13 protein-coding genes are annotated in these 21,522 nt (G+C 69.4%); 7 read left to right on the top strand and 6 right to left on the bottom strand.

The genetic code is table 11. From position 1 onward, the window contains the following. Positions 1-36: 36 nt before the first annotated feature. From JHW38_RS25725 to JHW38_RS18445, 3 genes are all read right to left on the bottom strand, one after another. Complete coding sequence (locus JHW38_RS25725; protein WP_207522774.1) at positions 37-1,653, bottom strand: S8 family serine peptidase; 1,617 nt, start codon at positions 1,651-1,653, stop codon at positions 37-39. Positions 1,654-2,247: 594 nt separating this feature from the next. Beyond that, positions 2,248-3,252 carry a cytochrome d ubiquinol oxidase subunit II gene (gene cydB, locus JHW38_RS18450; RefSeq protein ID WP_207522773.1) on the bottom strand — a complete coding sequence of 335 codons (1,005 nt, stop codon included), beginning with the start codon at positions 3,250-3,252 and terminating at the stop codon, positions 2,248-2,250. 75 nt (positions 3,253-3,327) lie between these two features. Further along, the gene (locus JHW38_RS18445; RefSeq protein WP_207522772.1) at positions 3,328-4,728 is read right to left on the bottom strand and encodes a cytochrome ubiquinol oxidase subunit I; all 1,401 of its coding nucleotides are present in this window, start codon (positions 4,726-4,728) and stop codon (positions 3,328-3,330) included. A gap of 932 nt (positions 4,729-5,660) precedes the next feature. On the opposite strand from JHW38_RS18445, the gene JHW38_RS18440 reads away from it, so the two are divergent. Further along, positions 5,661-8,036, top strand: a complete 2,376-nt coding sequence (locus JHW38_RS18440) for a S9 family peptidase (protein WP_207522771.1) — start codon at positions 5,661-5,663, stop codon at positions 8,034-8,036. A 172-nt stretch (positions 8,037-8,208) separates the two neighbouring features. After that, on the top strand, positions 8,209-9,120 hold the full coding sequence (hemF, locus tag JHW38_RS18435; protein WP_207522770.1) for an oxygen-dependent coproporphyrinogen oxidase: 912 nt from the start codon (positions 8,209-8,211) through the stop codon (positions 9,118-9,120). Positions 9,121-9,636: 516 nt separating this feature from the next. Here the strand turns inward: hemF and polA are convergent. Further along, positions 9,637-12,420, bottom strand: a complete 2,784-nt coding sequence (gene polA, locus JHW38_RS18430; RefSeq protein WP_207522769.1) for a DNA polymerase I — start codon at positions 12,418-12,420, stop codon at positions 9,637-9,639. A gap of 167 nt (positions 12,421-12,587) precedes the next feature. On the opposite strand from polA, the gene JHW38_RS18425 reads away from it, so the two are divergent. From JHW38_RS18425 to JHW38_RS18415, 3 genes are all read left to right on the top strand, one after another. Continuing rightward, the gene (locus JHW38_RS18425) at positions 12,588-12,905 is read left to right on the top strand and encodes a DUF2782 domain-containing protein (RefSeq protein ID WP_207522768.1); all 318 of its coding nucleotides are present in this window, start codon (positions 12,588-12,590) and stop codon (positions 12,903-12,905) included. A 103-nt stretch (positions 12,906-13,008) separates the two neighbouring features. After that, the gene (locus JHW38_RS18420; RefSeq protein WP_207522767.1) at positions 13,009-13,437 is read left to right on the top strand and encodes a GNAT family N-acetyltransferase; all 429 of its coding nucleotides are present in this window, start codon (positions 13,009-13,011) and stop codon (positions 13,435-13,437) included. A gap of 179 nt (positions 13,438-13,616) precedes the next feature. Next, positions 13,617-14,153: a hypothetical protein gene (locus JHW38_RS18415; RefSeq protein ID WP_207522766.1), complete on the top strand. Its 537-nt coding sequence runs from the start codon at positions 13,617-13,619 to the stop codon at positions 14,151-14,153. A gap of 92 nt (positions 14,154-14,245) precedes the next feature. On the opposite strand, the gene JHW38_RS18410 is transcribed toward JHW38_RS18415, so the two are convergent. Continuing rightward, positions 14,246-15,487 carry a phytase gene (locus JHW38_RS18410; RefSeq protein ID WP_207522765.1) on the bottom strand — a complete coding sequence of 414 codons (1,242 nt, stop codon included), beginning with the start codon at positions 15,485-15,487 and terminating at the stop codon, positions 14,246-14,248. A 175-nt stretch (positions 15,488-15,662) separates the two neighbouring features. Between JHW38_RS18410 and JHW38_RS18405 the strand changes: the two genes are divergently transcribed. Next, entirely contained in the window at positions 15,663-18,017 is a 2,355-nt protein-coding gene (locus JHW38_RS18405) for a TonB-dependent receptor plug domain-containing protein (protein ID WP_207522764.1), read from the top strand. Positions 18,018-18,141: 124 nt separating this feature from the next. Here JHW38_RS18405 and uvrD read toward each other — a convergent pair whose 3' ends face one another. Beyond that, positions 18,142-20,319 (bottom strand): DNA helicase II, encoded by a 2,178-nt coding sequence (uvrD, locus tag JHW38_RS18400; protein ID WP_207522763.1) that lies wholly within the window; start codon positions 20,317-20,319, stop codon positions 18,142-18,144. A gap of 131 nt (positions 20,320-20,450) precedes the next feature. Between uvrD and JHW38_RS18395 the strand changes: the two genes are divergently transcribed. Continuing rightward, positions 20,451-21,434, top strand: coding sequence for a hypothetical protein (locus tag JHW38_RS18395; RefSeq protein WP_207522762.1), 984 nt, complete (start codon positions 20,451-20,453; stop codon positions 21,432-21,434). The last annotated feature ends 88 nt before the right edge of the window (positions 21,435-21,522 follow it).

The following is a 21,522-nucleotide window of genomic DNA, read 5'->3' as shown; positions in this document are numbered from 1 at the left end:
GCGCGGGCCGGATGCCGGACCGACCGCAGCGTCGGCTTACTTGTTTCCGAGCAACTTATCCAAGGCCTCGAACGCGCGCACCATGCCGGCGCCGGTCTTGTCGTCGCGCCCCGGCGTCTCCAGATCCAACGCGGTGGAGGTGATCGCATCGCGCACTTGCTGCACGGTCGCCGACGGCTTGGCCGAGAACAGCAGCGCCGCCACGCCGGCCACGTGCGGGCTCGCCATCGAGGTACCTTGCATGTTGGCATAGGCGTCGTTGGCGCCGTAGACCATGGTGGGATTGAGCACGGCGGTCTGACCGACCAGGCCGCGCAGCGCGGCTCCGGTGTCCTGGCTGACCGCGACGCCGCTGATGTTCAACGAACCCGTCAACGTGCCGGCCTTCGGCGCGAACCCTGGAGCGGTGTCGACAAGCACGACGCCCACGGCTCCGCCGGCGCGCGCGTTGCCGGCCTTTTCCGCGCTGGTGGCGGTCCCGCCGCGGGTGCACAACACGATCTTCTTGCTCCAGCTGCCGCGGCTGTCGCAGGTGCCGCCGTCGACCAGCGCGCCGCTCACCGTCGCCGTCGCCGTACCCGCCATCGCCAGCGTGGCGTAGCTGCCGGCGCCGACCGTCAGCGGCGTGCCCTTCATCGGGTAGGTGCTGGTGATGTCCACGCCGGGCGCGGCCACGTCGACCTCGCTGTTGTAGTTGGAGAACGACGCCCAGTTCTTGCCGCGATCGATCGCGCCGACCGACAGCACGCTCGGGTACGAGGCCGGATAGGACTTGCTGGTGCTGCTGTCGTTGCCCGCCGCGGCCACCGGCAACACGCCGGACGCGACCAGCTTGGCGAACGCATCGCGTTCGCCGGAGTTGCCGAGGCCGCTCTTCAGGCTCATGTTGATGACCTTGGCGCCGGCCGCGGCGCAGGCCTGGGCCGCCGATACCAGACCCGAGGCGTAAGCGCCGCCGGCGCAGCTGGGGCCGTCGAAGTACTTGACGATGTGCAGCGAGACCTTGCCCGGGCTCACCCCGACCACGCCCGCGCTGTTGTTGCCGACCGCGGCGATGGTGCCGGCGACATGGGTGCCGTGGCCGCAGTTGTCCGTGTTCCAGGACTTGCCGTTGCTCGCGGTGCCGCTCATCGCGATGCCGGCGAAGTCCTCATGCGTGGCCAGGATCCCCGAGTCGATCACGCACACCTTGACCCCGCTGCCGTCGGCGCCGACCGCCACCGCATCGGGCCCCTGCACGGCGGGCACGCCCCAGGGCATCATCTCGCTCGCCGGATAGCGCAGCGGATCCTGCTCGATCACCAGGTTCTTGTTCTTGCGCAGCGCCTCGATCACCTGCGGCGGCAGGGTCATCACGATCGAGTTGAGATTGTCGAACTCGAAGTGGGTGGTGCCGCTGGCCAGGCCGGCCGCGCGCGCGCCCTGGCTCGACTTCAGCGACGCGCGCAGCGCGTCGAGCTTGTCGCGCACCAGCGACTGAATGCTCGACTTGGCGCCTGGCTGGAAGCGGATCCAGACCCGGTTCGGATCGCCCGCGGGCTGGTCGCCGGCCGCCGATTCCAGGTCCGCCGCGAACGCGTTGCCGGCGAGTACGAAGGCGAGTCCGCTGGCGAGCGTCGCGACCCGGGCGGATTGCTTGAGCATGAGTGACATTGAATGCGATTCCTTGAGAACGGTTCGAGTAGGGAGGTCCGCACTGCGGCTGGGCCAAGGCGGCAACGTCGCGGCGACCGCCACCGCAAAGGGTGGCGCGCCGGATACCGGACCGATGGCCGCCTTCGGCGAAGCCGCGTCGATCAGCGTGCGGCGTTGGCTCATCCGGACGCGGGCGACGATCAAACGCCCGCGTCCTCGGCAACCATTGCGCGCCGGGGGCTGCGCGTAAGCCGCGGCAGCGGCGCGGACGCCGTCGGAACGGTGATGCCGGTTGCGTTACGTCGCGATTCGGACGATGTTCAAATCAAAATGCGGATGCGCGAGAGCGCGCCGCGGCGGCGAATCGCCGGCACGGCGCGACGGCGGCCGCGCGACCTCAGTGCGATGCAGTGCCCGTGCGGCATGAAAAACACGCGCAGCGATATCGCGACGGCCGCGCGGCGGCGGGAACGGAATGCTTTCGGCCGAAAGCGTTATCCCCACTTCGAGTGGCGCCGAAGTTCGAGCGGCCGATACGACCCATGCCCGTGGCGCGCGCGGCGCCGGTGCGGACGCGGCCGGCGAGCGCGCGCCGGCCGCGACGACGACGCCTCAGTGATAGCCCGCGTCGGCCGCGACCTTGCCGCGGAACACCCGGTACGACCAGTAGGTGTAGCCCAGGATCGCCGGCAACAGGATCGCCATGCCGCCGAGCACGAACATCTGCGAGGAGCGCGCCGCCGCCGCGTCCCACAGGCTCAGCCCCGGCACGATGTTCGGCCAGATGCCCAGCACCAGGCCGACGAAGCCGAGCACGAAGAAGCCCAGCGAGTACAGGAACGGCGCGCCGTCGCGGTCGCCGCGCCGCACCGCCCGCCACAGCGCCCAGGCGTTGGCGACGACCAGCAGCGGCACCGGGAACAACCAGTAGAAATTCCCGCCCTCGAACCAGCGCGCCATGATCCGCGAGTCGAGGAACGGCAGCCATGCGCTGACCAGGCCGATGAACACCGCCACCACCAACACCAGCGGCCGCGCCAAGGTGCGCGCGACGTACTGCAAGCGCCCGTCGGTCTTCAGGATCAACCACGTCGACCCTAGCAGTGCGTAACCGAACACCACCGCCGCGCCGGTCAGCATCGAGAACGGGCTGAACCAGTCGAACACGCCGCCGACGTACTTGCCTTCCTGCATCGGCATGCCTTCGACGATCGCGCCGAGGATCACGCCCTGGGCGAACGCGCAGAACAGCGAACCCAGCGAGAACGCCACACCCCACGCCGGCTTGGCGCGCCGCGCCTTGAAGCGGAATTCGAACGCCACGCCGCGGAACACCAGCGCGATCAGCATCAGCAGCACCGGCAGGTACAGCGCCGACAGCACCAGCGCATACGCCTTCGGAAACGCGGTCAGCAGGCCGACGCCGCCGAGCACCAGCCAGGTTTCGTTGCCGTCCCAAATGGGCGCGGCGGTATTCATCATGTGGTCGAGCTGCTGCTCGTCCTCGGCGAACGGCGCCAGGATGCCCAGGCCGAGCACGAAGCCGTCCAGCAGCACGTACATCAACACACCGAAGCCGATCACGCCGAACCAGATCACCGGCAGCCAATAGTCCATCGTCGCTCTCCGTCTCTCTCGTCCGCGGCGCTCACGCGCCGGCCGCGCGCGGGCGCGCGCATCGCGGGGCCGCGCTCACGCGCCGGCCTCGGTGGAATCGTCCGGCAGCGACAGCGGCCGCGCCGGGGTCTTGTCGCCGTGCGCGCTGCGCGGCGGCGGTTCGTGCGGGTGCGGGCCCTTGCGGATCAGCTTGACCAGATAGCGGAAGCCCGCGCCGAACACGGTGAGGTAAACGACCGCGAACACGATCAGCGAGGTCATCACGCTCGCCGCCTCGATCGGGCTGACCGCATCGGCGGTGCGCAGCAGGCCGTAGATCACGTAAGGCTGGCGGCCGATCTCGACCACGTACCAGCCGGCCAGGATTGCCACGAACCCGCTCATCGTCAGCACCCGCCAGCCCCACAGCGCCGCGCGCGATTCGAACAGGCGCTTGCGCCACAGCAGCCACAGCGACACCGCGACCAGCGCCAGCATCGCCATGCCGAGCGCGACCATGACCCGGAACGCGTAGAACACCGGCTTCACCGGCGGCCGCTCGCTGGCCGGCACCGACTTCAGCGGCTGGATGTCGCCGTCGAGGGTGTGGGTCAGGATCAGGCTGCCGAGCTTGGGAATGGCGATTTCCAGATCGTTGCGCTCGGCCTTCTCGTTCGGCACCGCGAACAGGATCAGCGGCACGCCCTCGCCGGGCGGGTTGGATTCCCAATGCGCCTCCATCGCCGCGACCTTGATCGGCTGGTGCTCGCGCGCGTTGAGCCCGTGCAGGTCGCCGACGAACACCTGCGCCGGCACCGTGATCGCGGCGAACAGCACCGCCGCCTTGAGCATGCGCTTGCCGGCCTCGACATGGATCCCGCGCAGCAGGTACGACGCGCCGGTGCCGCCGATCACGAAGCAGGTGGTGATGAACGCGGCCAGCACCATATGCGCCAGCCGGTACGGGAACGAGGGGTTGAATATGATCGCCCACCAATCCTGCGGCACGAACACGCCGTCGACGATGCGGTGGCCGGTCGGCGTCTGCATCCAGCTGTTCGCGGAGATGATCCAGAACGTCGAGATCAAGGTTCCCAACGCGACCATGCACGTGGCGAAGAAATGCATGCGCTCGCTGACCCGGTTCCAGCCGAACAGCATCGCGCCGAGGAAGGTCGCTTCGAGGAAGAACGCGGTCAGCACCTCGTACGACAGCAGCGGCCCGAGGATGTTGCCGGCCTGTTCGCTCAGCACCGCCCAGTTGGTGCCGAACTGGAAGCTCATGACGATGCCGGACACCACGCCCATACCGAACGACACGGCGAAGACCTTGGTCCAGAAGAAATACAGATCGCGCCACAAGGTGTCGCGGGTGCGCAGCCAGCGCCATTCGACGAAGGCCAGCCAGCTGGCCAGGCCGATGGTGAAGGCCGGGAACAGGATATGGAACGAGATGACGAAGCCGAACTGGATTCGCGACAACAGCAGGGCGTCCACGCGATGTGCCTCCACGGCGCGGTGTACGCCGGCGGGTTCATTTTTGCGCCGCAGCATGGGCCGCGCGCGTCGCAGTCGTGGGACCACTTAAACCGCAAAGCCGGTGAGCGCGGCGTGGTCGGGGTGCGCAGGCTGCGACATTCGGCGGCTGGCGCGGGCGCGGCGGCGCGGCGGATCAAGCGCTTGGGCGCGAGCGAAGGAGTGCGAGAGCGGGCGCTCGCGGCGCGGCAGCGCGTGCGCTGCGTGCGCGCGCTGCGACAAACGGCGGCATCGCGGGGTGGAGGCGCGGGCTCGCGGGTCGATGCGTATCGGAGCGGGCGGTGGCGGGTTTGCGCGAAGTCCGGCGCTGACGGGCAGAGTGCGCGGCAGGGCGGATCGCAGTCGATGCACTCGGCGACGGATCAAGCGCATCGCCGGCTGCCCGCGAATCCACGATCGAACGAGCCGTGCCGCCTCTCCACGACCGTCATCCCTCCAGAACGTCATCCCCGCGAAAGCGGGGATCCAGAGACTTCAGAGCCATGTCGCGATGAAGCCCTGGATCCCCGCTTTCGCGGGGATGACGTTCTGGAAGGAACGACGGTCTGGAGGGACTAGGGTCTGGAGGGGAGACGGTCTGAACGGAACGGCCGTCTGGACAGGATGACGACCCGAGCGGAACGACGGCCTGGATACGAATGCGGTCTGGATCAGACGACGGTCCGGATGAGACGACAGCCGCAGCACCGCCCCAACGAAAGATCCTCGCCCCCGCGCTTTCGTTCGAAACCGCCATGGCCCGCTCCCCCGACCGAAACCCCCGATCCGGCAAACCCCCTCTCGCCGCCCGCGCAAATCCTCCGAATCCACAGCGCCGCCCATGACCAACGACCGGCCCGCCGCCCCGCCGCCGGCTGCTACCCTGCCCCGTCTTTGTCCCAAGAGCCCGCTCGATGCGACCCGCCTACGCCCGACTCGCCGCCCTGCCGCTGGCCCTGCTCGCCAGCGCCGCCTTCGCCCAAACCGCCGCGCCGCTGACCCTGGCCGACACCATGGCCGACCCGGACTGGATCGGCCCGCCGGTCGAACGCGCCTGGTGGTCGTGGGACGGCCAGCGCGTGCAGTACCAGCTCAAGCGCGACGGCGCGAGCATCCGCGACACTTGGCAGACCGGCGTCGCCGGCGGCGCGCCGCAACGCCTGGACGGCGCGGCGCGCAACGACCTCGACGCGGCCAACCCGGTCTACGACGCGCAGCGTTCGCGCATGGCCTTCATCCGCAACGGCGACGTGTTCGTGCGCGACCTGCGCTCCGGCGCGCTGACCCAGGTCACCCGCAGCAACGAGACCGAAGCGCGCCCGCAGTTCTCGCGCGACGGCAACCTGGTGTTCCGCGTCGACAACCAGTGGTTCCAGTGGCGCGCCGGCCAAGGCGTGAGCCAGGCCGCGCAGGTGCTGGCGCAGAACGACCCGGCCAAGGCGCCGAAGGCCGACGCGCTGCGCGACTACCAGCTCGCCACCATCGACACCCTGCGCAACGACCGCGCCCAGCGCGAGGCCTCGCGCGAGCAGGACGAAGCCTGGCGCAAGAGCGACCCGAGCCGCGCGCCGCGCGCGGTCTATCTCGGCGGCGACGTCGAGATCGTCGACACCGCGCTGTCGCCCGACGGCCGCTACCTGCTCGCGGTCACCCAGGACAAGAAGGGCGACGCCGGCACCGCCGGCAAGATGCCCAAGTACGTGACCGAATCGGGTTACGAAGAATTCGAGGAAGTGCGCACCCGGGTCGGCCGCAACGAACCGCTGCCGCAGAAGCTGTGGCTGGTCGACGTGGCCGCGGGCAAGGCCAGCGAGCTCAAGTTCGACAAGCTGCCCGGCATCGGCGACGACCCGCTCGCGGCGATGCGCAAGGCGGCCAAGAAGGACGCGCTCAAGGGCGAGCGCCCGGTGCGCATCGAAACCGACGGCGACGGCCGCAACGCCGCGGTGCGCTGGAGCGACGACGGCCGCCACGCCGGCGTGCTGATCCGCGCCAACGACAACAAGGACCGCTGGATCGCCTCGGTCGACCTGGCCCGCGCCGCGCTCGACGTGCGCCACCGCCTCACCGACAAGGCCTGGATCGGCTGGGACTACAACGACTTCGGCTGGCTGCCGGACGGCGGCCTGTGGCTGCTGTCGGAGCAGAGCGGCTACTCGCAGCTCTATGTCAGCGACGGCGGCGCGCCGAAGCAGATCACCTCGGGCAAGTGGGAAGTCTCCGACCCGCAGCTCGGCGCCGACGGCAAGACCTTCTTCTTCCTGTGCAACCGCAAGTGGCCGGGCGACTACGAAGTCTGCGCGGTCGACCGCAACGGCGGCGCGGTGCGCGAAGTGACCGCGCTCGACGGCGTGGAGAGCTTCGCGCTCTCGCCCGACGGCCGCAAAGTGCTGGCGCGCTATTCGCAGAGCTATCTGCCGCCGCAGCTCGCGGTGGTCGATGCGAATGGAGAGAACACGGTCAAGCTCACCGACACCCGCAAGGACGGCTTCAAGGCCCGCGAGTGGATCCAGCCCGAATACGTGCAGGTCCCGTCCAAGCACGGCGCCGGCACGGTCTGGGGCAAGTTCTACGGCCCGAAGAACTACGAGCCCGGCAAGAAGTACCCGATCGTGATGTTCGTGCACGGCGCCGGCTTCCTGCAGAACGTCAGCGAGCGCTACCCGAACTACTTCCGCGAACAGATGTTCCACAACCTGCTGGTGCAGCAGGGCTATGTCGTGCTCGATCTCGACTACCGCGCCTCGCAAGGCTACGGCCGCGACTGGCGCACCGCGATCTACCGGCAGATGGGCCATCCGGAACTCGAGGATTACCTGGACGGCCTGGACTGGCTGGTCGCCAACAAGCAGGGCGACGGCGACCGCGCCGGCATCTACGGCGGCTCCTACGGCGGCTTCATGACCTTCATGGCGCTGTACCGCGCGCCGGGCAAGTTCAAGGCCGGCGCCGCGCTGCGCCCGGTCTCTGACTGGTCGCAGTACAACCACGAGTACACCTCGAACATCCTCAACACCCCCGAGCTGGATCCGGAGGCGTACAAGAAGTCCTCGCCGATCGAATACGCGTCCGGGCTCAAGGACAATCTGTTGATCGCCCACGGCATGATCGACGACAACGTGTTCTTCAAGGACTCGGTGATGATGACCCAGAAGCTCATCGAGCTGCGCAAGGACAAGTGGGAGATCGCGCCGTATCCGCTGGAGCGGCATGGCTTCGTGCATCCGGATGCGTGGTACGACGAGTACCGGCGCATCTATGAGCTGTTCGAGCGCACCTTGAAGAAGTGAGTCCGGGCCGCGGCGTCCCGACGGGCGCCGCGGCGTTCGCCGCACCGGCGCGGCGCTATGATCGGCGCCGCCCCCGCTGCTGCGTGGCGGGGCCATCGCGGCCGCGGGCCGCGCCGCCCGGCTTGATCCGGATCAAATCCCGCCCGCGACCGCCGCCGCTAGAATGCGCGGCATGAACGACTTCGACCGCGTCCGCGACTACCTCTCCGGCCTGCAGGACCGCCTGTGCGCCGCCATCGAAACCGCCGACGGCGGCGCCCGCTTCGTCGAGGACGTCTGGCAGCGCGCCGAAGGCGGCGGCGGGCGCACCCGCATCCTGCGCGGCGGCCACGTGTTCGAGCAGGCCGGCATCGGCTTCTCCGACGTCTCCGGCAGCACCCTGCCGCCGTCGGCGAGCGCAGCGCGGCCAGAACTGGCCGGCGCCTCGTGGCGCGCGGTCGGGGTGTCGCTGGTGTTCCACCCGCACAACCCCTACCTGCCGACCACCCACGCCAACGTCCGCCACTTCCGCGCCATGCGCGACGGCGAGACCGTGGCCTGGTGGTTCGGCGGCGGCTTCGACCTGACCCCGTTCTATCCCTTCGACGAGGACGTGCGCCACTGGCACGGCACCGCGCGCGCGCTGTGCGAACCGTTCGGCGGCGAGGAGCGCTACCAGGCGCACAAGCGCTGGTGCGACCAATACTTCTTCCTCAAGCACCGCAACGAAACCCGCGGCGTCGGCGGCCTGTTCTTCGACGACCTGCACGGCGACTTCGAACGCGACTTCGGCTATATGCGCGCGGTCGGCGACGGCTTCCTCGACGCCTACCTGCCGCTGGTCGAGCGGCGCCGCGACACGCCCTACGGCGAGCGCGAGCGCCAGTTCCAGCTGTACCGGCGCGGGCGCTACGTCGAGTTCAACCTGGTGTTCGACCGCGGCACCTTGTTCGGTCTGCAGTCGGGCGGGCGCACTGAGTCGATCCTGATGAGCCTGCCGCCGCTGGTTCGCTGGGAGTACGGCTTCCAGCCCGAGGCCGACAGCGACGAAGCGAAGCTGGCGCAGTACCTGACGCCGCGCGACTGGCTCGGCGAAGCCGGCTGAGCTTCTGTAGGAGCGGCGCAAGCCGCGACCGCGACACCGCAACTACGACGCGACCGGCTACTCCGCCGTCGCGGCTCGCGCCGCTCCTACAGGGAGCCATTGGAATTTCTAAACTTTTCCAACCGGCGCGCAAAACCCATCGCATTTGCCGTGTGAGCGGTTTCGTTTAATCGCGTTGTTATCTGCGACTGCGAATATCTCCGGGCGCGGCGGCGAAACCGCTCGCCGCGCAAAACAAAAGCCGCTGCGCGAACGCAGCGGCTTTTGCGCCGGAAAATAAAAAGCCCCGCGGGCAGGGGGGGCCGGCGGGGCTGGTGGAGCGTGCCCTGGGGAGGGGGCGTTCGCTCCGGGGGATCACTCCAGGGGAGGGAGAGATCGGCGACAGACGTTGCATCTGTCGCGACCTATATGACCATCCGGCACATGGATAGTTCGTGAAGATCCGAGTTAATAAATTGTTGGATTCAGGACCGATTCATTAAACCAAGCCCAGCAAAATCAAGGGCTTCCAGATAATCAATGCGCTTCGTCCCAATTAATACCGACCCCGCTGTCGACGACCAGCGGCACGCGCAGCGAGGCCGCCGCCGCCATCCGCCGTGAGGCCTGCGCCAGCAGCTCCGGCACGAAGCCTTCCTCGACTTCGAACACCAGTTCGTCGTGCACCTGCAGGATCATCAGCGCGCGCTCGCGATGATCGGCCAGCCAAGCGTCGATGTCGATCATCGCGCGCTTGATGATGTCGGCCGCGGTGCCCTGCATCGGCGCGTTGATCGCCGCGCGTTCGGCGCCGGCGCGCAGGCCCTGGTTGGAGGCCTTGATGTTGTCCAGGTACAGGCGGCGGCCGAACACGGTCTCGACATAGCCCTTGTCGCGCGCGTCCTGGCGGGTGCGTTCCATGAAGTCGCGCACGCCGGGGTAGCGGCTGAAGTACAGGGCGATGTAGTCCTGCGCCTCGCCGCGGCCGATGCCGAGCTGGCGCGCCAGGCCGAACGCGCTCATGCCGTACATCAGGCCGAAGTTGATCGCCTTGGCCGCGCGGCGCTCATTGCCGCTGACCTCGTCGAGCGATTTCTTGCCGAACACTTCCGCCGCGGTCGCGCGGTGCACGTCGGCACCGGATTCGAACGCGCGCACCAGGCCTTCGTCCTGCGACAGGTGGGCCATGATCCGCAGTTCGATCTGCGAGTAGTCGCAGGCCACCAGCCGGCGTCCCGGCGGCGCCACGAACGCGCGGCGGATGCGGCGGCCGTCGTCGGTGCGGATCGGGATGTTCTGCAGGTTCGGATCGCTCGACGCCAGCCGCCCGGTCGCGGCGCCGGCCTGGTGGTAGCTGGTGTGCACGCGCCCGGTGTGCGGGTTGACCATCTCCGACAGCTTGTCGGTGTAGGTGCTGCGCAGCTTGGCGAGGCCGCGGTATTCCAGGATCACCCGCGGCAGTTCGTGCTGGTCGGCGATCGCCTCCAGCGCTTCTTCGTTGGTGCTGGGCTGGCCGGTCGGCGTCTTCACCAGCACCGGCAGCTTGAGCTCGTCGAACAGCAGCGCTTGCAACTGCTTAGGCGAATCCAGGTTGAAGGTGCGGCCGGCCAGCTCGGTCGCCTTCAACTGCGCTTCGAGCATGCGCTTGCCGAGGTCCTGCGATTGCCGGCGCAGCTCGTCGCCGTCGATCATCACGCCGTTGGCTTCGACCCGCGCCAGCACCGGCACCAGCGGCATCTCGATCTCGCGGTAGACCGTTTCCAGGGTCGGTTCGGCCGCCAGCCGCGCACTGAGCACGCGGTGCAGGCGCAGGGTCACGTCGGCGTCTTCGGCCGCGTATTTCGTCGCGTCGTCGATGGCGACCTGCGAGAACGGGATCTGCTTGGCGCCCTTGCCGGCCACGTCCGCGTATTTGATCGTGTCGTAGCCCAGATAGCGCTTGGCCAGCGAATCCATGTCGTGGCGGCTGGCGGTGGCGTTGTAGACGAAGCTCTCCAGCATGGTGTCGTCGGCGTAGCCGGCCACTTCGACGCCGTGGCGGCGCAGCACGTGCAGGTCGTACTTGCCGTGCTGGCCGAGCTTGCGCCGGGCCGGGTCGGCGAACACCGGACGCAGCGCCGCCAGCACCGCGTCGCGGTCGAGCTGGGCCGGCGCGCCGGGATAGTCGTGGCCGAGCGGGATGTAGACCGCGCGGCCGGTTTCGCTGGCGAAGCTCAGGCCGACCAGGTTGGCCTGCATCGGGTCGAGCGAATCGGTTTCGCTGTCGAAGGCGAACTCGTCGACCGCCTGCAACGACGCGATCAGCGCATCGAGCTGCGGCTGGGCGACGACGGCTTCGTACTCGCCCTTGGCCGCGAGCGCCGCGTCCGGAGTCTCGGCCGCGCCGCCGCTGCGGGCGTGGCCGGCGGCGGTGGCGCGCAGGCCGGCGCGGTCGCTGGCGAGGTCGTTGGCGGTGGACGCGCCTTCCAGCTCGCGCAGCGCCTGCTTGAAGCCGTAGCGTGCGTACAGGCCGCGCAGGGCGTCGGCATCGCGCTCGCGCAGGGCCAGTTCGGCCGGGCCGCGGTCGAGCTCGACGTCGGTCTTGATCGTCGCCAGCTGGCGGTTCAACGGCAGCCGCGGCAGCGCGGCGCGCAGGTTGTCGCCGATCTTGCCCTTGATCTGCGCGGCGTGTTCGATCACCCCGTCGAGCGTGCCGTACTCGCCGAGCCACTTGGCCGCGGTCTTGGGGCCGCACTTCTCCACGCCGGGGATGTTGTCGACGCTGTCGCCCATCAGCGACAGCAGGTCGATGACCTGATCGGCGCGCACGCCGAACTTGGCCATCACCGCCTCGTCCGAATCCATGCGGCTGCCGCTCATGGTGTTGACCAGCACGATGCCGGCCTGGTCCGGCGCGGCGGCCAGCACCAGCTGGGCGAAATCCTTGTCGCCGGTGGAAATGGTGACGTCGATGTTCTCGGCGTTGGCGCGCCGCGCCAGGGTGCCGATCACGTCGTCGGCCTCGACCCCGTCGATGCGCAGGATCGGAATGCCGAGCGCCTCGACGATCTCGCACATCGGCAGCACCTGCGCGCGCAGGTCGTCGGGCATCGGCGGGCGGTTGGCCTTGTAGTTCGGGTCGAGGTCGTCGCGGAAGGTCTTGCCGGGCGCGTCGACCACGAAGGCCACATAGTCCGGCCGTTCGTTCAAGGTCGCGCGCAGCATGTTGACCACGCCGAACAGCGCGCCGGTGGGCTCGCCGTCGTCGTTGCTCAGCGGCGGCAACGCGTGGAAGGCGCGGTAGAGGTAGCTGGAACCATCGATCAGGACGAGTCGTTTCATGACGGGGATTCTACGCTCTGGCGTCGCACCGGCGCGGACGCGGCGACGGCCGGGCGCGACGGCCGCCGGGATGCGGCTTCGGGCAAGCGTGGCCTCAACCAAACACGGATGCGCACGCTTAACGGCCGTGCGGCGTATCCTGTCGCCCTGGACCACGGAGAACCGCCATGCGCGCCCCCCTCGCCTCTCCCATCGCCCTGGCCGCCGCGCTGCTGGCGCTGGCCGGCTGCGCCTCCACCGGCGGCGCCGCCAAGGCCGCCGACCCGACCGCCGGGCTCAGCAACGCCGAAGTGCGCACGCACACGGTCGAGAACGGCGACACCATCGAGGAGTACCGCGTCGCCGGCCAGCTGCGCGTGGTCAAGGTGGTGCCGGCGCGCGGTCCGATCTATTACCTGGTCGACGAGAACGGCGACGGCCGTCTGGACACCAGCAAGGGCGAAGGCACGGTGTCGCCCGTGTACTTCAAGCTGTTCAGTTGGTGAGGCGGCGGCGCGAGGAGACAGCGAGCAGGCGTTAGGAGATAGCCAAACGCGGTCGCGTCGGCTTTTCGCTATCTCCTAACTCCTATCCGCTGATTCCTGCCCGATGACTACGATCCGCACCCTCACCGGCGACACCGACCTGCGCGCCGTCTGGCCGCTGGTGTCGCAGCTGCGCCCCAAGTTCGACGAAGAACGCTTCGCCGCCCAGATGCATCGCCAGATCGCCCAAGGCTGCCGCGCCACGGTCGTGTTCGACGAGGACGGCGCGCCGCGCGCATTCGCGTGCTGGCGGGTCATGGAAATGCTGGCGGTGGGCCTGCACGTGTACGTCGACGATCTGATCGTCGACCAGAGCGTGCGCAGCCGCGGTTTCGGCAAGGCCATGCTCGACTGGCTCAAGGCCGAGGCCAAGCGCCTGGGCTGCGCGCGCCTGCAACTGGATTCGGGCACCCAGCGCCAGGACGCGCATGCGTTCTACCTGCGCGAGCGGCTGCGGATCGAGGCGTTCCACTTCGGGGTCAAACTCGACTGAGCGACCTCGACTGAGCCGGCGCGTTCGAACGCGCCGACTCGGACGCGCTCGCAGCATCCGCGACGCGGCGCGAACGTTTGCCGACCCGGTGCGTTCGGCACGCGCGTTATGGCGACGGGCCTGCTAGGGTGGCCGCTTGCCCACAGGGGGCGACCACAGGGATGAAGTCGATGACAGGCATGCCTCGTCGTTTGCGCGCCGTTTGCGTCCGCAGTTTCGCTCTGGCGCTGACCCTCGCCCTCGCCGCCTGCGGCGAACCCGCCGCCAACGTCGCCGAGCCCAAGGTCTACGACCGCCTCGGCGTGCAGGTGCAGATTCCCGGCAACTGGAAGCTCGCCGACGACCAGCGCCTCGGCGGCGTGCATTACCTCACCGTGGAAAGCCCGGGCACGGCGGTGTTCATCGCCACGGTCCAGTCCGACCGCAACCGCGAACTGGAAGAATTCGCCCGCAGCTTCTCGGCCGAAGCCGACAAGCAGCTGCCCGACGCGCTGGAGCATCAGGGCCGCTTCGATCTGTCTGCGTTCGACCAGGGCACCATCCGCGAGCACTACACCGTCAGCCTCGGCGGAGTGAAGGTTCCGCACCTGCGCGAGTACCACAAGATCACCGGCGCGCGCCGCACCGCGTTCCTCATCACCCAAAGCGCGGACGAGGATCAGGCCCAGGCCAAGCCGGGCTTCGACCTGATGCTCAAGTCGTTCAAGCTCAATTGATGAAGCAGGAGACAGAAGCCAGGAGTTGGGAGATAGCAAGAGCGCTTTGCTTTTCGCTATCTCCCAACTTCTAGCTCCTATCTCCTGTTCTGTCAGGTTTCGCAGCGGCTGCGCAGCCCCAGCGCGCGCGCGATCTCGCGCCAGTCGAACGCGCCGACCGCCTGATCGTCGTGCACGGCGTAGAACACGCCGTCGGGGAAGCGCACCGAGCCGGTCTGCTGCAGCCACACGCCGTCGGTGTTGCCGACCTGGCGGCCGGCGAACGCGCCGAGGTGTTGCAGGCTGGCGCGGTCGAACACATGGAACAGGCTACGGTCCTTGTACTGGTCGGTGGCGATCCAGTAGCCGCTGCCGTCGGCGCATTGCCACAGCGCGATGCCTTCGGCCTGGGCCTTGAACAGCTCGCGGCCGAGGGTGCGGCCGCGGTAAGCGCCGTCGAGGCCGTACTCGCGCAAGGCGGTGCCGGTGGCGAGGTCTTCTTCGGCGATCAACAGGCGGTCGTGGGCGGGATCGCCCCACACCGACTCGGGCACGCGGATCGCGCCGTCGGCGCTGGTGTCGCCGAACGCGCCGAGGTGACGCACGCGCGGCGCGCCGGCGCCCAGTTCGATCCGGTAACGCTGCATGCGTCGGCCGAGCTGTTCCAGCGGCGGCGCGATCTCGTCGCCGTTGGCGTCCTCGCCGGCCATGTAGGCGTCGGTGACGATGGCTTCGAGCGCGCCCGGTTCGGTCTGCCGCACCCACAGCCCGTACGGCTGTTGCAGCTCGTCCTGGCCGAAGCCGGCCAGCGGCCGCAGCTGCGGCGTGCGCCGGTCGGGCACGCCGGGTTGGCTGCTGCGCGCCGGCGGCAACGACAGTTGCAGCACCTGCACGCGATGGTTGTCGCGTTCGACCACGAAAGCCAGATCGCCGAACACGGCGATCCCGTTGGGACGGCGGAACTGGCCGAGCGCGGCGCCGTTGCGGCCGTACTGGCCGACGCGCTCGCCGCTGTCGCCGTCGAAGATCGCCAGGCCGTCGCCTTGCTTGGCGGTGGCGAGCAGCCACAAACGGCCGTTCGGCGCGCGCCAGACCGCGGGCGAATCCAGATTGTCGGCGGGCGTGGCCGCGGTCACGAACGCTTCGGCCACGGTCTGGTGGGCGATGCCGGAGGTCGCCAGCAGCGGATCGGCGGCTTCGGGCGCGCGTTCGTCGGGTTCGCGCTGCGCGTCGGCGGGCGCGGCGGGCGTCGCGCGCGCGTGGCTGCGCGGCGCCTGCGGTGTGGCGCAGCTGACCAGCACAGCCACCGCGACAGCCGCCGCGAGCCCCGCGGCGAGAACGGAAAGTTTCGGCATGACGCGACACCCGGATTGCGTAGACGACGTAGACGAGCCCCTGCCGCTGTTATAGAACCGTCACGTGCCGCTTTGATGACAGGCGAACCGTTCGTCGCAATCGCGCCGGCGCAGTCATCGTCCTGCCATCGCCCGGACTTACAACGCTCGCCATCTTTGATCCGGCGAAGTCCCCATGCGCAGCAGCACGTCGTCCCACTCCTCTCGCCGCCGCCATGCGCTGTGCGCGGCGCTGCTGGCCGCCAGCGGTTCGCCCGCGCTCGCCGCCGAAGCCGAGATCGAAGCCGAACGCCGCGCCACCGAGCTCGACCGCGTCACCGTGACCGGCGAAATCGCCTACCGCGACCGCAGCGACGCGACCGCGCCGACGCTGAGCTACGGCCTGGATTATTTCCAGCGCTTCGAACCGCTGACCGTCGGCGACATGCTCAAGCGCGTGCCCAGCGTCGGCTTCGTCTCCGACGTGCTCGAATACGACGGCGCGCGCCTGCGCGGCCTGGATCCGGGCTACACCCAGATCCTCATCAACGGCAAGAAAGTGCCCGGCGCCGGCGGCGACCGTTCGTTCTACGTCGACCGCATTCCGGCCGAACTGGTCGAGCGCATCGAGATCGTGCGCAGCCCCAGCGCCAACCGCTCCGGCGACGCGATCGCCGGCGCGCTCAACATCGTGCTGCGCGACGCCTACGAATTCGACGGCGGCTATCTGCGCGCCGGCGCGATGCGCTTCGACGACGGCAAGACCAAGCCGGTGCTCGGCGCGGTCGGCAGCGGCGAATTCGGCGGCGGACGCTTGCTCGGCGGCATCAACCTGCAGGGCCGGCACAACCCCAAGCGCAAGCGCAGCGACCGCTTCGAATCGCTCGGCGGCGATTTCGTCGACCGCGAAGACCAGAGCGATGTGCGCGACGGCACCGACACGTCCGGCAACCTGTCCTACAGCCGCGACATCGGCGGCGGCCGGCTCAAGCTCGACGGCTTCTACGTGCGCACCGACCGCACCGAGACCGAGCACTCGCGCGAGTACGACCATCCGTCGAGCCGTTCGCGCGACCGCCTGCTGTCGGTCAACGACCAGAAGGTCGACATCGACCAGAAGAACCTGGTGCTCGGCGCGTCCTACGCCTTCGACATGGCCGGCGGCCGCAGCGAGATCGACCTGGGTTACGCCCGCTTCGACGACGACCGCTTCGACACCGAGCAGGAAACCGGCTACGACAACGAGGATTCGCCGCCCTCGTTCGACGGTTTCGAAGGCACGCGCGTGCTGACCGACGCGCGCGACCGCGAATTCAGCCTCAAGCTCGCGCACCATCGCGCGCTCGGCGCGGCCAAGCTCGAATTCGGCGTCGACGGCGTCGACAAGCGCCGCGACAGCTCGCTGCGCACCAGCGAGGTCGAAGCCAAGAAGGAAGGCCAGCCGCTGCCGCCGTACGTCGAATTCGACCGTCAGCGCAGCCGCATCCAGGAACGCCGCGCCGATCCGTACGCGATGCTGTCCGGCAAGAGCGGACGGATCGACTGGGAAGGCGGCCTGCGCTACGAAACCACCCGCTCGCAGATCGATTCGCGCAGCCAGGACGACGCGCCGCAGCTGCGCACCGACAAGGATTACGGCCTGCTGCTGCCGTCGGCGCACCTGCGCTTCAATCTCAGCGAGCACGACCGGTTCAGCGCCTCGCTGGCGCGCACCGTGCGCCGGCCGGACTTCGACAAGCTGCTGCCGACGACGCTGGAAGGCGAGTACGGCGACAACGATTTCGTCGGCAATCCCGCGCTGCGCCCGGAAACCGCGTGGGGCCTGGACCTGGGCTACGAACGCCGGCTCGGCCGTCGCGGCGTGGTCGGGGTCAACCTGTTCTATCGCAAGGTGCGCGATCTGATCGAGATCGCCGGCACCGGCCGACCGAGCGCGAAGGCGCTGGAAGACAATGAGGAGGCGGTCGAGGAGTTTCTCGACGCGCATCCCGGAGCCGGTCCGGCCACGCCGGGCTATCCGGCGCTGGATCCGGACAGCTTCGTGTTCACCGCCGCCAACGTCGGCGACGGCAAGGTCTGGGGCGCGGAGTTCGACCTGTCCACGCCGCTGACCGCGTGGGGGCTGGAGCACACCGGCGTGTTCCTCAACTATTCGTGGCTGGACAGCGAAGTCGAGGACGAATTCGGCAAGCGCCGCTTCAACAACCAGCCGCGCTCGGTGCTCAACGTCGGCTTCATCCAGGACCTGCCCGAGTGGGGCGTGTCGTTCGGCGCGAGCTACCGCCGCCAGGGCGGCGCGTATTCGCGCGTGCTCGGCGAGGAAGTGTCGACCGAGTACGGCGCGGATCTGGAGGCGTTCGTGGAGAAGCGCTTCGGCTCGCAGATCGCGGTGCGGCTGACCGGGTCGAACCTGCTCGACGCGTCGAAGGACGAGGCGTTCCACAAGTTCGACACCTACGGCGATCAGGTCGGTCGCGATTACGACGAGTACGAGCGCGAGAGCGAGAAGGCCGGGCCGGTGTATCAGTTGACGGTGCGGTACGCGTTCTGAGGCATGCGGCGCTCGCGCGGGATGGGTTGCGCGGGCGTTCGATGTGTCGCGGTCGCGGCTCGCGCCGCTCCTACAGGGGCTACCTGTAGGAGCGGCGCGAGCCGCGACCGTGGCATTTCAGCCGTTACGCAGGCTGCAGATTCGCGTACGCCAACACCAGCCACTTGCTGCCGACATCGTCGAAGTTGACCTGCACGCGCGCATGCGCGCCGTCGCCTTCGTAGTCGGTCACCGTGCCGACGCCGAAGCTGCCGTGGCGCACCTGCGCGCCGAGCTTGATCGGCGATTCGTCGATGCGCGCATGACCCATGTCGCGGCGCGGCGCGGCGCGGTACATCGGCCGCGACACCTGCACCTTCGGCCGCACTTCGTTGAGCAACGGCGACGGAATCTCGCGCAGGAAGCGCGAGGGCACGCCGTACATGTCCATGCCGTGGATGCGCCGGGTCTCGGCGTAGCTCAGCACCAGCTTCTCGCGCGCGCGGGTGATGCCGACGTAGGCCAGGCGCCGTTCTTCCTCCAGGCGCCCGGATTCCTCGGTGGACCGCCCGCTCGGGAACAGCCCTTCTTCCAGGCCGCCGAGGAACACCAGCGGAAACTCCAGGCCCTTGGCGCTGTGCAGGGTCATCAGCTGCACGCCGTCCTCGTCGGCCTGGGCCTGGCCTTCGCCGGCTTCGAGCGCGGCATAGCTCAGGAACGCGATCAGCTCCGGCATCTGCGCCGCCTCGTCCTCGTCGCTGCGGGCGAAGCGCGAGGCCACCGAGACCAGTTCGTCGAGGTTGTCGGTACGCGAGTCGAGCTGGCCGCGCGATTCGTTGGCGTAGTGGTCGCGCAGGCCCGAGCGCTGCAGCACGTGGTCGATCTTCTCCTGCAACGGCATCTCGGCCACGTCGGCCTGCATGGTGTCGATCATCAGCGCGAAGCCGGCCAGCGCGTTGCGCGCGCGCGCGGCCAGCACGCTCTCGCCGGCGACCCGGCGCGCGCCTTCCCACAGCGACACCGCGTCGGCGCGGGCGCGCTTGCGCACCTCGTCGAGGGTGCGCTCGCCGATGCCGCGGGTCGGCGTGTTGACCGCGCGTTCGAACGCGGCGTCGTCGGCGCGGTTGGCGATCAGGCGCAGATAGGCCAGGGTGTCCTTGATTTCGGCGCGCTCGAAGAAGCGCTGGCCGCCGTAGACGCGGTACGGCACCTGTTCCGACAGCAAAGCTTCTTCGAACGCGCGCGACTGGGCGTTGCTGCGGTAGAGTACGGCCACGTCGCGGTAGCTGCCGCCGTCGCGCACCCACTGGCGCAGGCGCTCGACCACGAAGCGCGCCTCGTCCATTTCGTTGTAGGCCGCGTACAGGTCGATCGCCTCGCCGTGGCCGGTGTCGGTCCACAGCTTCTTGCCGAGGCGGTCGGGGTTGTGGGCGATGACCGCGTTGGCGGCGTCGAGGATATTGCCGCTGGAGCGGTAGTTCTGCTCCAGGCGGATGGTCTGCGCGCCGGGGAAATCGCGCAGGAAGCGCTGCACGTTCTCGACCTTGGCGCCGCGCCAGCCGTAGATGGCCTGATCGTCGTCGCCGACCACGAACACGTGGCCGTCCTCGCCGGCGAGCACGCGCACGAACGCGTACTGGATCGCGTTGGTGTCCTGGAACTCGTCGACCAGAATCTCGCGGAAACGGGTCCGGTAATGCGCCAGCAACGCGGCGTTGTCGCGCAGCAGTTCGTGCGCGCGCAGCAGCAGTTCGGCGAAGTCCACCAGCCCGGCGCGGTCGCAGCGCTCCTGATAGCCCTCGTAGCAGCGCAGCATGACCTCCTGCCACTCGTCGCCGCCGGGCTGGATGTTGCGCGGGCGCCGGCCCTCGTCCTTCTGCGCGTTGATCCACCAGGCGATCTGGCGCGGCGGGAAGCGGGTCTCGTCGAGTTCCAGCGCCTGCACCACGCGCTTGACCAGGCGCAGCTGGTCGTCGCTGTCGAGCACCTGGAAGCCTTCCGGCAGCTTGGCCTCCTGCCAGTGCAGGCGCAGCAGGCGGTGGGCGAGGCCGTGGAAGGTGCCGATCCACATGCCGCGGGCGCCGCGCGCGAGCTGCGCGTCGACGCGCGCGCGCATCTCGCCGGCGGCTTTGTTCGTAAAGGTCACCGCGAGGATGCCGTGGGTCGGCACCCCGAGCACTTCGTTGAGCCAGGCGATGCGGTGGGTCAGCACCCGGGTCTTGCCGCTGCCGGCACCGGCGAGGACCAGATAATGCCCGGGCGGGGCCGAAACGGCTTCGCGCTGGGCCGGATTGAGAGCGTCGAGCAAATGCGATACGTCCATGCGGCTATTGTAGCGGTCCAGGCGCGGGAACCCTTTCGCGCGGCGAGGTGGCGATGACCCGCAGCCCACCGTATCGGTCTTGTCGGCCGCGCTGGCCGAGGCGCTCGGTCGGGCGCGCCGGCGCATGGCTGATGACGCTCGCGCTGGCCTGGGCCCTGCCCGCACCCGCGCCGCTGCGGGCGCAGACCGCCGCCGCGGCGAGCGCGCCGAGCGAACGCGTGCTGCGCGTCGGCGACGGCCGCCTGCGCACGATCGTCGAAAACCCGCCGAGCCGCGCCCGCGCCGACGAATTGCAGGCCTGGCTGGCCGAATGCGCGCGCGCGCAGCTGACCGCGTTCGGTCGCTTCCCGCTGCGCGAAGCGACGGTGCGCGTGCGCCTGGTGCCGCGCCGCGGCCGCGACCCCAGCCCGGTGCCGTGGGGCCAGACCCTGCGCGAAGACGGCGTGTCGGTGCTGCTGTACGTGCGCGAAGACGCGCGCGGCGACGAACTGCGTGCGGACTGGACCGCGGTGCACGAGTTTTCGCACCTGTTCCATCCCTACCTCGGCGACGAGGGCCGCTGGCTGGCCGAGGGGCTGGCGAGCTATTACCAGAACGTGTTGCGCGCGCGCGCCGGGCTGCTCGACGGCGAGGAGGCGTGGCGCAAGCTCGACGGCGGCTTCCGCCGCGGCCGCGGCGCCGGCGCCGGCGCGCGCATGGACGCGGTCGGCTGGCAGCGCGGCAGCACCATGCGCATCTACTGGGCCGGCGCGGCGTTCTGGCTGGACGCGGATCTGAGCCTGCGGCGCGAACGCGGCCGCGGCTTGGATCAGGTGCTGGCGGCGTACGCGCGCTGCTGCCTGCGCGAGGACAGCCAGAGCACGCCGGAGGCTTTCGTCGCCGCGCTCGACCGCGCCGGCGGCGGCGGCACGTTCGCGCGGCTGTACCGGCGGCATGCGGCGATGACGGAGTTTCCGTCGCTGGATGCGGATTACGCCGAACTGGGGATCGAAACGCAGGGCGCGCAGTTGCGGTTTTCGCCGGATCCGCAGAAGGCGCGGCTGCGCGCGGCGATCATGGGGCCGCGGGCGGCGGTGGCGATGGGGTCGTCGGCGGTGGCGGGCGAAGGCGAGTAGGCGGGGATCGTCGTAGGTGCGTTGGCGCGGTCGCGGCTCGCGCCGCTCCTACAGGTGGCCCAGGCGCGGCTGCGACGCCACCGGCGCC

Origin of the sequence: Lysobacter enzymogenes, from assembly GCF_017355525.1 — a bacterium.
Lineage (GTDB): Bacteria > Pseudomonadota > Gammaproteobacteria > Xanthomonadales > Xanthomonadaceae > Lysobacter > Lysobacter enzymogenes_C.
Note: the sequence above shows the minus strand (reverse complement) of the source record. Positions and strands in the feature narration are given on the sequence as shown.